We start from the raw sequence: 13816 nt of genomic DNA, 5'->3' as shown, positions 1-13816 counted from the left end.
TCGTCCTGAAATCCCTCATCCGCTCAGCGGCTCTGACGGCCTCCCTCCCCGCTGTTATTTCTTCTTTCTGTGTTGGGCACTTTATCGCTTCAGGTTCACGGAGTTTGCTCTGGCTCTGGTTTTGGCTTTCAGCCCAGCAGACAACACTGCATCGTTATAAACAAAAAGAATTTGCAGACGGGGGTTTGGGAGAGGCGTCCGCAGCGCCGAGGAACACCCGGAGGCCAGGATGAGCCGACAGGACGTCGGCGAAAGGACGGCACGCGCCAGGGAGGGCGCGTCCGGACGGTCCGCAGGCCGCAGGGCGTGACGAGGGCACCCCGCACAGCGGGGCGCGGAGGCAGCCGGACGCCGGGATTGTTAAGGGGCGGGCGTCCGCCCCTTAACGCGTCCGCCTGCACGGGCAACCTGAAACTCCCGCTCGCCCGGCGGGCGAAACCTGCTCACCGTGCCGCCGCTGCTATCCGAAACCTGCTCAGCGCCAGCCCGATGTAAAACGAAGCCCCTGCACCGCAGCCCCAGCATGATATTCCCCCGCCGCCAGCGGCCTGCACTGCCAGAACCCGGCAATAAACCCACCGGCGACGGTGTATACAGAGGCATCCGCAGCGCGGAGGCAGCCGGACGCCGGTATTGTTAAGGGGCGGGCGTCCGCCCCTTGACGCGTCCGCCCGCGCGGGCAACCTGAAACTCCCGCTCGCCTGGCGGGCGAAACCCGCTCAGTGCAACCCTGCCACCAGGCAATAATCAGGCACTCAGCCATCCCAGCTTGATCACAAACAGAATCGACAGGATCACCAGCGCCGCATTCACCTCTTTCGCACGACCACTCAGCAGCTTAACCAGCGTCCACGTGATGAAGCCAAACGCGATGCCGTTAGCGATGGAATAGGTCAGCGGCATAGTCAGCGCAGTCACCGTCACCGGCGCGGCGGTGGTGATATCTTTCCAGTCAATCTCGGCCAGACCCGATGCCATCAATACCGCCACAAACAGCAGCGCAGGCGCGGTAGCATAGACCGGTACACTTGACGCCAGCGGCGAGAAAAAGAGTGCCAGCAGGAACAGCACGGCGACCACAATCGCCGTCAGACCGGTACGGCCACCCGCACTCACACCCGCCGCCGATTCCACATAACTGGTGGTGGTTGAAGTGCCCAGCAGTGAGCCAAACAGTGCCGCCGCACTGTCCGCAATCAGCGCACGGCCCATCTTCGGCACGTTACCCTGCTCATCCGCCAGGCCGGCGCGCTTGGTCACGCCCAGCAGCGTACCGGTGTTATCAAACACGTCTACGAACAGGAAGGCAAAAATCACGCTGACCAGGCCGACGTTAAACGCGCCCGCGATATCCAGCTGCATAAAGGTTGGCGCAATCGACGGCGGCGCAGAGAACACGCCTGCAAAGGGTGTCAGACCAATGCCCATGGAGATAAAGGTGACCAGCAGGATACCGATCAGCACCGCACCGGTTACGCGACGCGCTTCCAGCACCACGATGACGATAAAGCCGAGCATGGCCAGCAGCGGTCCCGGTTTGGTGAGATCGCCAATGCCGACCAGCGTCGCCGGGTTATCAACGACAATGCCGGCCCCTTCCAGCGCAATAATCGCCAGAAACAGCCCGATACCTGCGCCAATCCCGGCGCGCAGCGGCAGCGGAATACTGGTAATAATCCACTCACGGATTTTAAACAGCGACATCGCAAAGAAAATCACTGCCGAGAGGAATACGGCGCCCAGCGCCACCTGCCACGTATAGCCCATGTGCAGTACGACAGTGTAGGTAAAGAACGCATTCAGCCCCATGCCCGGTGCCAGCGCAATCGGGTAGTTGGCAATCAGCCCCATCAACACGCAGCCAATTGCCGCCGCCAGACAGGTTGCAACAAACACCGCGCCTTTATCCATGCCGGTTGCGCCCAGAATGCTCGGGTTAACAAACAGAATATATGCCATTGCCAGGAAAGTGGTGATCCCGGCAATAATCTCGGTACGAACCGTGGTGTTGTGTGCTTTGAGTTTGAATAGTTTTTCTAACATCATCATCTCTCGATACAGGAGACAGCCGTCTCTCTTGCCAAAGGGGTTTGCATGCTGATTATTCTGTTTCCGGGAAAGGGAGAGCGGCCGCTGCATACTGACAAGCCGATATCGCCTGACATCCGTGACTAACCCACTGCCAAAAGCAATTGCCATGCCATCTTCAGACGCAATCGATTACCTGGCAGGGCCGGAGAAGCCTGAGACAATTCCGAGCCAAAACGAGGCGCGATTATGGTGCAATGCACCGTTCCTGCGCAATCGTTTTCCTGCGGCTGATATGCAGGGCCTGAAAACTCTGCGTCAGCGCACGCTTCTGCACTCTCACTGGCGAAGCTGGTCACGTTTCAGCATGCTCTCCCAGCAACCTTTTCTGGCCTGTGTAGACTCCTGAATTAACTCTTTTGCAACATTGAGGCCGCGCCATGAAGCCAGCGATTTTGGTGGTGGATGATGATCCTGCCGTCTGTGATGTCCTGCAGGATGCGTTAAGTGAACATCTGTTGACGGTTTACCGCTGTCATCAGGGACGTGACGCGCTGTCGATGCTCAGCGAACACCCGGACATCGCACTGGTGATGCTGGATATGATGCTGCCTGACACCAATGGTCTGCTGGTGCTGCAGGAGCTTCGCCGGCAGCGGCCGGAGGTGCTGGTGATTATGCTTACCGGCATGGGATCGGAAGCGGAGATGGTGGTAGGCCTGGAGATGGGCGCAGATGACTACATCGCGAAGCCCTTTAATCCCCGCGTAGTCGTGGCACGTGCGCGGGCGGCCCTGCGGCGCAGTGAGCGAACGGTGCTGGCCGATCCTGGCCAGACAGGCTGGCGGTTTAGCGGCTGGCAACTGGACGATGGACGCTGCCAGCTGTTTAATCCGCAGCGCGAACTGGTGCCGCTGACGCAGGGCGAATACAGCCTGCTGCGGGCGCTGGTTCGTCATGCCCGCAAGGTGCTGACCCGCGATCAACTGCTGGAGCTGACCCACAGCGAAAGTCTTGACGTGTTTGATCGTACCATTGATGTGCTGATCATGCGGCTGCGGCGGAAGATTGAAACCAATCCCCATCAGCCGGATCTGATCCGCACAATTCGCGGACTGGGCTATGTTTTCTCGGCTGACGTGGTCAGGCCAGAAATTGCGCCGCGCACCAGCCAGATCGCCTGAGTCGTGCCGCCGGGCCGTGTAGCAGTTCAGTGTTCTTACTCATCAAGCGTTCCGCCATATACGCGCGGCACAAGATCCACCTGTGCCGCGCCGCTTTCGATCACCGAAAGGATGGCGGCAGCAACCCGTTCTGGCGCGTGTGCGAATGCGGCGCTCTGCTGCGCCTGCTCACTTGCCACCGCCTGCCCTGCCTTTACCGACTGATAGAAGCCTGACGCGGTCATAAATGGCGCGATCGTCGACACCCTAATCCCGCTTTCGGCCAGCTCCAGCCGCGCCACGGCGGAGAGCATATTCAGGGCGGCCTTGGAACTGGTATAGGCGGCCGATCCTGGCCAGGTGCCCAGCGTTGCCCCGGAACTGATATTTATGATGCACCCCTCGCCCTGCCGCCGCATCTGCGGGATCACCGCCTGCATCATCCTCAACGGGGCAATCAGGTTAAGGCCCAGCACAGCCTGAAAATCGGCCACGTCGATCTCTTCAACCGCGGCGTAAAGGCCCTGCCCGGCATTGTTGACCAGCACGTCAATCCGGCCAAAATGGCTGAGCCCCAGCCTGATTGCCTTTTCAATCTGCCCGGGACACGTCACATCGCAGGTCACTGCCAGCGCCTTTGCAGACGTTGCGGCCAGGGCCTCAATGCGGGATGTCCGCCGTGCCAGTAAGATCACCCGTGCGCCCGCCGCCAGCGCGGCACGCGCGGTCGCTTCCCCAATCCCCGACGATGCGCCGGTAATCATGATTACAGCCTCTGCAGTGTTCATTCAGTGCTTCCTGTTCAGCGTTCAGACGACCACACTACGCGGCGCCCGGTTGCATGGCGGCTGCATTCCTGCTTAATATTTGCCTGTTCCTGCTTTTCTCCTTTCAGGTGCCGACGCGCCGGAGATCCGCAACATGAATCCGCTCCACCAGTTAAGAGATGAGGTGCTGACGCACGCAAAAAATGCGCTCACTGCGACGGCGATCCCGCGCGTCGACCTCTATCGCGTCAGCCAGCCGCTGCTGCTGCCCCCGGATATCTATCCCCCCTTCGTCAGTCTGATCCTGCAGGGCGAGAAAACGCTGCAGGTAGGAAATCAGGCGATACCCTATGCCGCCGGCGAAACCTTTACCGCGTCGTTCGATCTTCCTGCCAGCGGGGAAATTACAGCGGCAAGTGAGATAGCACCCTATCTGGCCGTGCGCCTGATGGTCGATTTTGCCACCGTCAGTGACCTGCTGCATGAGCTGCCTGCCGCTGCCGGAAACATCCCGCCACAGGGGATCGCAGTGAATCGCGTGGATGATGCGCTGGCAGATGCCTGGCTGCGGATGGTACGTCTGCTGGCCAGACCCGGAGAGATCAGAGTAATGGCTCCGCTGATAGAGCGCGAAATCCTTTACCGACTGTTGCAGGGGCCACAGGGTATCGTGTTGCGTCAGGCAGCCGCGGTAAACGGCCCTTTCGCAAAGATCAGGAAGGCGCTGTTCTGGATGCGGATGCACTACGCGGACGTATGCCGTATCGATGAACTGGCCGCTATAGCAGGGATGAGCGTTTCGGCATTTCATCGTGGCTTCAGGGCCAGCACCGGCCTCTCTCCTCTGCAGTATCAGAAACATCTGCGGCTTTATGAGGCGCGAAAAATGCTGGTACAGCGTCCCGGCAATGTCGCCGCCGTGGCGGCGGATGTGGGCTACGAAAGTCTGACGCAGTTTACGCGTGAATACGCTCGGCTGTTCGGTGAGCCGCCCGCCCGCAGCATAAGAAAGATGAGGCTGTCCGCTCCCGGATACCCCGCGAAGTCATAATCAGCGTCCGGCATAGGGATCAGGCAAAGCCGCGGCCGTAGTCGTTACAGAGCAGCCAGCGCGGCGCTTCATCTTCGTCCAGCGGATTGAATCGGGCCAGCGGCGTCAGAAAGACGTTGTCATTTTCGTCATCGTTGGGCATCGACACTTCGCCCACCAGCACGTCGCCATAGCCGCGCTCTCCCCAGAAACTGTGCCAGACGCCCGCCTCCAGCGTTACGCTTTCACCCGGCGAGAGCCGCAGCTGTGAACCGGCGGCGTGGGTCTGACGCTGCCCATCCAGCGATACCGTGACCGGCGAATCCGCCAGCCCGTCCTCCTCGCGGTTATGCAGCTCGACGATCAGATTCCCGCCGCCGCGGTTGATGATGTCCTCCATCTTGCGCGGATGGTAGTGCATCGGCGTGAGCTGCCCTTCGCGAACGTGCATGATCTTCTCCGCATAGGGTTTATGCCAGGGGCGTCCACCCGGCGAGCCGTTGCGCAGGGTAAACAGCGTCAGCCCGGTCTGCAAAAAATCTGCCGCGCCAAAGCTGGTGAGATCCCAGCCTAGCCGCAGCGCCAGAATCTCCTGCATTGCATCAGGATCGCGGGCGCGCCACTGGCTCAGCCCGTAGTCGGCCCACGGCGGCAGATGAACATTCTGCTGCCGGAAAAACTCGCGGGTCTGTTGCAGGTAGTGATTGACCGCGGAACGTTGCATGATGGCCTCCTGCGGGCGGCACACAAGGTGCCGCCTCACGCCTTATTTCACCGTCCAGCCCTGATAGCTGCCGACGTTATCGCGATCGATCAGCTTCACGGGAATTAATACCGGTTTATCCGGCGCCGGTTTGCCCTGCAGGATGTCATAACCGATCTCCACCGCTTTGGCCGCCATCACCTGCGGGTCCTGAGCCGGTGTTGCCACAAACAGGGAGTTTTTGCGCTTCAGCGCCTCTTCACCATCCGGCGATCCATCGACGCCGACAATAAAGAATTCGCTGCGCTGCGCCTGTTTCGCCGCTAAATCGGCACCGATAGCCGTAGGGTCATTGATCGCAAACACCGCATCAATTTTGGGATTGGCGGAGAGCAGTCCGGTCATCACCTCCAGTCCGCCTTCGCGGCTGCCTTTAGCGTTCTGGTTGTAAGAGAGCAGCTTGATCTCAGGATGGGTTTTCAGCTCGTTCATGCACCCTTCCACACGGTTCTGCACCGCTGAGACCGGAGGGCCGTTGATGATCACCACATTGCCTTTGGCCTTCAGGCGGTCCGAGATATATTTACAGGCCATTGCACCCGCCTGGGTGTTGTCGGAGGTGATGGTCGCATTCGCACCGTCGGCCGCCACGTCCACCGCCACCACCACAATCCCGGCGTCACGCGCCCGCTTCACCGCCGGGGCGATCCCTTTTGAATCCGCGGCGTTGAGGATAATCATGTCCACTTTCGCCGCAATGAAGTTGTCGATCTGGCCGACCTGCTGGCCGAGGTCATAGCCGCTGGAAACCAGCGTCACGTTCACCTTATCGCCCGCCAGCTGACGCGCCTTCATCTCTGCACCTTTAGTGATCTGCACGAAGAAGGGGTTAGCCAGATCGCCGACCGTGACGCCGATAGATTTAAGTTCTTTTGCCTGAGCCAGGCCGGAACTGAAGAGCGTTGCCGCCAGCAGCCCGGTTACAATCGGATTAAAACGCATAGACCTTCTCCTGCTGTTATCAGAGTGCCAACCACTAAATGGCGTTTGGAACGGGGCCGATGCAGCGTGGCGCATCCGCCCTGTTAAATCTCAGCTCACATGATGACGGGTACGGTATTTATCGATCAGCACTGCAATGATGATCACTGCCCCCTTAATCACCAGCTGCCAGAAATAGGAGACGCCCATCAGCGTCATGCCGTTATTCAGCGTGGCGATAATCAGCGCGCCGATCAGGGTGCCGGTGATGGTGCCGATACCGCCGACAAAACTGGTGCCGCCGAGGATGACCGCCGCAATGGCATCCAGCTCATAGCCGACGCCGAGGTTCCCGTTGGCGCTGTACAGGCGTGAGGCACTCATTAAGCCGCCCAGCCCCGACAGCAGGCCGCTCATGCCGTAGACAAACAGCAGCACCATGCCCACCTTGATGCCGGTCAGCCGCGCGGCCTGGATATTGCCGCCGACCGCATAGATATGGACCCCCAGCGTCGTGCGGCGCAGGATGAACCAGCAGATGGCGATGACCGCAAAAGCGATCACAATCAGCCACGGCACCGGGCCGAGATAGCCGTTACCGATCCATTCGAAGTTGATATCGGAGTTAATCACCGTGGTGCCGTTCGCCAGCAGATAAGCAGCACCGCGCAGCGCGGTATAAGTGCCGAGCGTCACGATAAAGGGCGGCAGTCCGGCCCAGGCGACCAGGATGCCGTTGAACAGCCCCATAATCAGACCCGCACCCAGCGCCATCGGGATGGTCAGGGAGGCGAGCATCGGGTCCAGCGATGCCACCAGCGCCACCACCGCCGTGGTGCCCAGCATCGACCCCACTGACAGGTCGATGCCGCCGGTCAGGATCACAAAGGTCATGCCTGCCGCCAGCACGATGTTGATCGACGCCTGGCGGGTGATATTGAGCAGGTTGGCTTCCGTGAAGAAATTAGGTGTGATAAAGCCAAACACCGCGACAATCAGGATCAGAATCGGCAGGATCCCCACCGTCTGCAGCAGATCGCCCATCAGGGCACGTTTCAGCGTCGGGGCTTTGGTGCGGGCCAGTTGAGTCATCATGGTCTCCTTAAATTTCGCTGGCTGACGCGCTGTGCGCACCGGTCGCCAGCGTCATAATATTTTCCTGACTGATGTGACTGCCCTCCAGCTCACCGACGATGGTGCCTTCATGCATCACGTAAACGCGGTCGCTCATTCCGACCACTTCCGGCAGCTCACTGGAGATCATCAGAATCGCCACGCCCTGCCGCGCCATCTGCTGCATCATCCGGTAGATCTCGCTTTTGGCCCCGACGTCAACGCCGCGGGTCGGCTCATCCAGAATCAGAATGCGCGGCCCAATCGCCACCCAGCGCGAGATCAGCAGCTTCTGCTGATTGCCGCCAGACAGCCCACCCGCCCGGACCTGAGCGTGCGGTACGCGAATATTCAGCGAGGCAATCGCCTCAGAAGCGATACGCTGGCCTTTGCGGCGGTTGAGCATCCCGTAGCTGGCGTCCCGCTCCAGCGTCGCCATCACAATGTTCTCCTGCGCCGCCATCTCCAGAAACAGCCCCTGCTCTTTGCGGTTTTCGGTGAGGAAGCCGATGCCGCGTGCAATCGCGTCGCGCGGCGACTGGATGGTGACCTTTTCACCGTCGATCCAGATCTCGCCCCCCTTCGGCTTGTGTACGCCGAAGATCAGCTGCGCCAGTTCGCTGCGGCCCGCGCCTACCAGCCCGGCCAGCGCCACGATTTCCCCGGCCCGCACCGCCAGACTGCTGGGATGGACTTTGCCGCCGTCGGTGAGGTGATTAACTGCCAGCCGGATATCACCGAGAGCAATAGTGCGGTCTTTGTTAAACAGGTCGCTGAGCGGCCGTCCCACCATCATCCGCACCAGTTCGCTGGCGTTGAGCTGCTCCCGCGTCAGGCTGCCGACATACTCCCCGTCGCGCAGGACGCTGACGCGGTCGGAGAGTTCATACACCTCCGCCATGCGGTGACTGATGTAGATGATGGCCATGCCTTCGCTGCGCAGCCGTTTGATCAGCGCAAAAAGCTGTTCGGTTTCCCGGTTGGAGAGCGCGGCCGTCGGCTCATCCATCACCAGAATGCGGCTGTTGCGCTGCAGCGCACGGGCAATCTCCACCTGCTGCTGCTCGGCAATACTCAGCCGGCTGACGAGATCCCAGGCGCTGAACTGGGCGCCGAGCCGGTCGATGACCCGCTGCGCTTCTTCCGCCATCGCCCGCCGTTTCACCAGCCCGCCCGGCGCGATTTCGCTGCCCAGAAAGATGTTCTCCGCCACTGTCAGGTTGGGAGCCAGATTGATCTCCTGATAAATCAGGGTGATCCCGGCGGCCAGCGCCTCTTTCGGCCCCTTCAGGGCGTAAGGCTGGCCCTCAATAAGGATTTCCCCGCTGCTGGCGGTATAGGCACCGGCCAGAATTTTCATTAACGTGCTTTTTCCTGCCCCGTTCTCCCCCATCAGCGCGTGGACCTCGCCGGGCCAGACCGTTAGATCGACGCCCTTCAGGGCATAAAAGTTGCCGAAGCGCCGGGTAATCCCCCGCATTTCCAGTATGGGTCTGGCTGTCATCGCCTCGCTCCTGCCGACTGTGGATAGCCGCCAGTAAAGCAACGCCAGATAAACGGAAAATGTCAGCGGCCATTCATATTTGTCATAAACCGCAGCCTGCACACTCCTATACTCGGCCCACGGTTGCCGTGAAAAAGAGGTGTGGGATGCAGCACAGCTATCCGTGGCAGGCCGGCGCGCGTGGGCGTCTGTTGCTGTTTAATCTGCTGGTGGTGCTGGTCACGCTGATGGTCAGCGTGGTGGCGATCGTTGGCTTTCGTCACGCCGGCGCGATTCAGGAGCAGGCGCAGGCTCAGACGCTGGCAGACATGAACGGCAGCCTGGCGCTGGCGCGGGACACCGCTAACGTGGCGACGGCGGCGGTCCGGCTGTCGCAGGTCGTCGGGGCGCTGGAGTATCAGAGCGAATCACAGCGGTTACAACAGAATCAGCAGGCGCTGCAGCAGTCGCTGAGCCTGCTGGCCAGCGCGCCGCTGGCGGTCCGCCAGCCCGAGCGCCTCGCCCGGATCCGCGCCCGCAGCCTGATGCTGGAGCAGACCATTAACCGCCTGCTGCTGACCGGCCATCAGCGCCACCTGCAGCGCAACACGATGCTGAGCGACCTCTGGCAGGCGCAGATTCTGCTCAGCCATATCGGTCTGCTGGTGCAGCGGGAACAGCGGCCCCTGCCGGATGCCGCGCTGCGCGAGCAGACTGAACGGCTGATGACAATCGCGATCCGCACGCCGTCGCCCATCGCGGTCATTGAGCAGCTTCAGCAGTTGATGACCGCATGGCGCGCTGTGCCGCTGGCTGGCGTGACTGGCGAAAAAGTGCAGCGACTGCTGGAAACCCAGCAGCGTCTGCTGCCGCTGGCGGAAGCACTGGAGCAGAGCGATCTGGCGATTGCCTACGCCACCTACCGGATCAAGGCACTGGTGGCGATGCTGAATGATGACATCAGCGCGTCGGTGCAGCAGGTGGCGCTGCAGAGCGAGGCGCGGACGCTGGCCACCCATCGTGAACTGGAATCAATCATCGGGTTTATCGCGCTGTTTGTGCTGCTGGCGCTGGCGATCACCGGCTATGCCGGGATCTATATCTACCGCAACCTCGGGTCGGGCCTGACGGCGATTGCCGGTGCGATGACGCGGCTGGCACAGGGCGAACAGAACGTCAGCGTACCGGGGGTGCAGCGCCGTGATGAACTGGGCGAGCTGGCGCGGGCCTTTAACGTTTTTGCGCGCAATACCGCCTCGCTGGCGCACACCTCACGCCTGCTGAAAGAGAAGAGTAACCAGCTGGAGTCAACCTTTCTGGCGATGCGCGACGGCTTCGCTCTGTTTGACAACGGGGGTCAGCTGGTGGTGTGGAACGCCCAGTATGCAGAGCTGCTCGGCATTGCGCCGCGCGCGCTGCATCGCGGCGTTCACTATCAGAAGCTGCTGGCCCCGCTGGCGGTGGATCTGCACGATCCGGGGGAACCGCAGGAGATCCGGCTGGCCGATGGCCGCACGCTGGAGCTGCGCTTCAGCCCGATCCCACGCCGTGGCATGGTCAACACCGTTCTGGATCGCACTGCGCGGAAAACCCTGGAAGAGGCGCTGCAGCACAGCCAGAAGATGAAGGCGGTCGGCCAGCTGACTGGCGGGCTGGCGCATGATTTCAATAACCTGCTGGCGGTGATCATCGGCAGTCTGGCGCTGACCGAGGGGCAGCCGATGCCCGGCCCGCTGGCCAGCCGGATTGCGCGGGCGCGTCAGGCTGCCGACCGTGCTGCCCAGCTGACCCAGCGGCTACTGGCCTTTTCACGCAAGCAGGCCCTTTTTCCCCGTTCGGTGTCAGTGGTGACGCTGGTGGATAACCTGCAGGAGCTGTTACAGCACTCATTGCTGCCCGGACAGCAGCTGATTATCGATGCGCAGCGTCCCGGCTGGCCCGCCTGGATTGATGCCGGTCAGCTGGAGAATGCGCTGATCAATCTGGTGGTCAACGCACGGGATGCGATGCACCAGCAGGGTGGCGAAATCCGGCTGCGCATCTGGAATCAGCGACGGACAGAAGGCACTGAAAAACGTGACCGCGTCACAATCGAAGTGATCGATCACGGCTGCGGCATGTCAGCCGCCGTGCGCGAACAGGTGTTTGAGCCTTTCTTCACCACCAAAGCGACCGGCAGCGGCAGCGGACTGGGGCTGTCGATGGTTTACGGTTTTGTACGGCAGTCGGGCGGACAGATCGAACTGGAAACCACGCCCGGTCAGGGCACCACGGTCAGGCTGCTGCTGCCGCGCGCCGCAGAAACCGCCGTGACGCCGGCGATCGTACCGCCCCCGCCCCCGCCAGCAGAGGCTGGCAGCAACCGGCTGGTGCTGGTACTGGATGATGAACCGGCGGTGCGCCAGACGCTGTGTGAGCATCTGCATCAGCTGGGTTATCTGACGCTGGAGTGCGGTGACGGTGAAGAGGCGCTGGCGCTGCTGCGCCAGACCCCCGATATTGACCTGCTGATCAGCGACCTGATGCTGCCCGGCGAGATCAACGGCGCGGAGGTGATCCGCCAGGCGCAGCAGAACTGGCCGCAGCTGGCGACGCTGCTCATCAGCGGTCAGGACCTGCGCCACCAGCCGGTAACGCTGCCGCTGTGTGAACGGCTGGCGAAGCCCTGGCAGCAGGCTCAGCTGGTGCAGGCGCTGCAGCGCGCCTGGCAGCGCAGCGAACGGCTTAATCGCGCGCAGCAGGCTGCCACAGTGGCACCGGTGTCCCGCTGATGTATCGCTTACGCAGACGGCTGGAGATCACATCCATCACCATGACCACCACCACCAGAATCAGCGTCAGGAACATCACCACATCCCAGTTCCACAGCCGCATATTCTCGGCATAGACCAGGCCGACCCCGCCTGCGCCGACGAAGCCCAGCACCGCCGCCGAGCGGGTATTGGACTCAATCTGATAGAGGCTTAATGCCAGAAACTGCGGAAATGACTGGGTGAAGATGCCGAACCGGTGCTTCTGCAGGCTGTTGGCACCGACGGCACTCAGCCCGCGCCCCGGCGAACGCTCCACCGCTTCGTGCCCTTCGGCGTAGAGCTTACCAAGCAGACCCACATCCTGCAGGATGATGGCAAGTATCCCGGCCAGCGGCCCCATCCCGACCGCCCGGACAAAGATCAGCCCCCAGATCGCCATGTCGATGCCGCGCAGCACGTCGAACAGACGCCGCATCAGGAACGCCAGCGGTCTGGCGGCGCGGTCGTGCATCACATTACGCGCCGCCAGAAACGACAGCGGCAGGGCCAGCAGTGAGGCGGTCAGCGTGCCGGCAAACACAATCCCTAATGTGATGCCGACCTGTGACAGATAGTAGCCAAAGGGCCAGTTCATGAAGTCATGCCAGACAAACATCCGCAGGAAATAGCGCCCCAGCTGCTGGCAGCCCGCCAGCAGACGCGCCCACTCCAGCCCGAACACCGAGAAGAAATAGAGGTAGTAGAGCAGCACCGCCAGCGCGATCAGCGCCAGGCGACGCAGGTAGCGCGGCTGCGCGGCGAAGAGTTCGCCATGCTGCTGCTTCATCTGTGTGATATCGGTTACGTGGCTGATCATGCGCGGTCTCCTGTCACACGGCGGCGAAGCTGACCGGATAAGGTATCCAGCAGCGACACGACAATCAGGATCAGCAGCAGCGTGATGCTCACCTGATCGTAGCGGTCCAGTTTGATATTGGTCATCAGCTCCTGGCCGATCCCGCCTGCGCCCACCAGGCCCAGAATGGTTGATGAGCGAAAGTTGATCTCCAGTCGCATAAAGCTGTAGGAGAGAAAAACCGGCTTAACCTGTGGCCAGAAGGCGAAGCGCATCCGCTGCAGTTTGCTGGCCCCACAGGCTGCCAGCCCGCGCACCGGCTTTTCCGACGCCGACTCAATCGCCTCATAAAACAGTTTGGTCAGGCTACCTGCCGTATGCAGCGCCAGCGCCAGGAAGCCGGGGATGGCGCCGATGCCAAATGCCATCACAAACATCACCGCCCACGCCAGTTCCGGCATGGTGCGCAGAAAGGCGACAGCGGCGCGAATCGCCAGCTGCACGCTGGCCGGCGTCTGGGTGTTGCCGGCGGCGAAGAACGCCAGCACCGCCGCCACGCCCACTGCTACCAGCGTCGAGGCCAGCGCCAGCTGCAGGGTTTCCCAGATCAGCGGCAGCTGAATGGGCAAGCGGTAGCCCCAGTAGGCCAGCGAGCCTTCAGTTTTACCGTCGGCAAACAGCAGCGGCAGATGCAGCACCGGCAGGATCTCATGCAGATAGTCGAAGAAGTGCGGCAGCGACTGCCAGACGATGAGCAGATTAAACTCGGCGATCCTGCCCGCCGCCAGATAGAGTGCCACCAGCAGTAGCGACCAGATCAGCGTGTCACGTTTCTGCTGACGGCGGATGCGCTGATAGTAATGTTCGAATTCGGTCAAAGGGGGATCTCCGGCACAAAAACAGCGGGATACCGCGCGGACTGCCGCATCCCGCTTTTCCCGCTAGTGCGGGGAAGATAAG

Annotated in this window: 11 protein-coding genes; 3 read left to right on the top strand and 8 right to left on the bottom strand. The window is 61.4% G+C overall.

Annotated features, from left to right (window positions below):
* Positions 1 to 747 precede the first annotated feature (747 nt).
* Positions 748 to 2046, bottom strand: coding sequence for an NCS2 family permease (locus RT657_RS18830; protein WP_211278756.1), 1299 nt, complete (start codon positions 2044 to 2046; stop codon positions 748 to 750).
* A gap of 422 nt (positions 2047 to 2468) precedes the next feature.
* Here RT657_RS18830 and RT657_RS18825 point away from each other — a divergent pair, with 422 nt between their 5' ends.
* Positions 2469 to 3212: a response regulator transcription factor gene (locus RT657_RS18825; protein WP_313656294.1), complete on the top strand. Its 744-nt coding sequence runs from the start codon at positions 2469 to 2471 to the stop codon at positions 3210 to 3212.
* Positions 3213 to 3247: 35 nt separating this feature from the next.
* On the opposite strand, the gene RT657_RS18820 is transcribed toward RT657_RS18825, so the two are convergent.
* The gene (locus RT657_RS18820) at positions 3248 to 3979 is read right to left on the bottom strand and encodes an SDR family NAD(P)-dependent oxidoreductase (RefSeq protein ID WP_313656293.1); all 732 of its coding nucleotides are present in this window, start codon (positions 3977 to 3979) and stop codon (positions 3248 to 3250) included.
* Positions 3980 to 4112: 133 nt separating this feature from the next.
* Between RT657_RS18820 and RT657_RS18815 the strand changes: the two genes are divergently transcribed.
* Positions 4113 to 5009, top strand: a complete 897-nt coding sequence (locus RT657_RS18815; RefSeq protein WP_313656292.1) for an AraC family transcriptional regulator — start codon at positions 4113 to 4115, stop codon at positions 5007 to 5009.
* 19 nt (positions 5010 to 5028) lie between these two features.
* On the opposite strand, the gene RT657_RS18810 is transcribed toward RT657_RS18815, so the two are convergent.
* The 4 genes from RT657_RS18810 to RT657_RS18795 all read right to left on the bottom strand — a co-directional run bounded on the left by RT657_RS18810 (position 5029) and on the right by RT657_RS18795 (position 9289).
* Positions 5029 to 5712, bottom strand: a complete 684-nt coding sequence (locus RT657_RS18810; protein ID WP_313656291.1) for a D-lyxose/D-mannose family sugar isomerase — start codon at positions 5710 to 5712, stop codon at positions 5029 to 5031.
* Positions 5713 to 5754: 42 nt separating this feature from the next.
* Entirely contained in the window at positions 5755 to 6693 is a 939-nt protein-coding gene (locus RT657_RS18805; protein WP_140916947.1) for an ABC transporter substrate-binding protein, read from the bottom strand.
* 90 nt (positions 6694 to 6783) lie between these two features.
* Positions 6784 to 7764, bottom strand: a complete 981-nt coding sequence (locus RT657_RS18800; RefSeq protein ID WP_313656297.1) for an ABC transporter permease subunit — start codon at positions 7762 to 7764, stop codon at positions 6784 to 6786.
* 10 nt (positions 7765 to 7774) lie between these two features.
* Entirely contained in the window at positions 7775 to 9289 is a 1515-nt protein-coding gene (locus RT657_RS18795) for a sugar ABC transporter ATP-binding protein (RefSeq protein ID WP_313656290.1), read from the bottom strand.
* 146 nt (positions 9290 to 9435) lie between these two features.
* Between RT657_RS18795 and RT657_RS18790 the strand changes: the two genes are divergently transcribed.
* Positions 9436 to 12039: an ATP-binding protein gene (locus RT657_RS18790; RefSeq protein ID WP_313656289.1), complete on the top strand. Its 2604-nt coding sequence runs from the start codon at positions 9436 to 9438 to the stop codon at positions 12037 to 12039.
* Here the strand turns inward: RT657_RS18790 and phnE (RT657_RS18785) are convergent.
* Entirely contained in the window at positions 11993 to 12877 is an 885-nt protein-coding gene (gene phnE, locus RT657_RS18785) for a phosphonate ABC transporter, permease protein PhnE (protein WP_313656288.1), read from the bottom strand. The genes RT657_RS18790 and phnE (RT657_RS18785) overlap by 47 nt on opposite strands.
* Complete coding sequence (gene phnE / locus RT657_RS18780; protein WP_313656287.1) at positions 12874 to 13734, bottom strand: phosphonate ABC transporter, permease protein PhnE; 861 nt, start codon at positions 13732 to 13734, stop codon at positions 12874 to 12876. The genes phnE (RT657_RS18785) and phnE (RT657_RS18780) overlap by 4 nt, the downstream gene beginning before the upstream one ends.
* Positions 13735 to 13816 lie beyond the last annotated feature (82 nt).

This window comes from Pantoea sp., from assembly GCF_032114055.1.
Taxonomy (GTDB): Bacteria; Pseudomonadota; Gammaproteobacteria; order Enterobacterales; family Enterobacteriaceae; genus Pantoea.
This window is presented reverse-complemented; position numbering and strand designations above follow the sequence as displayed.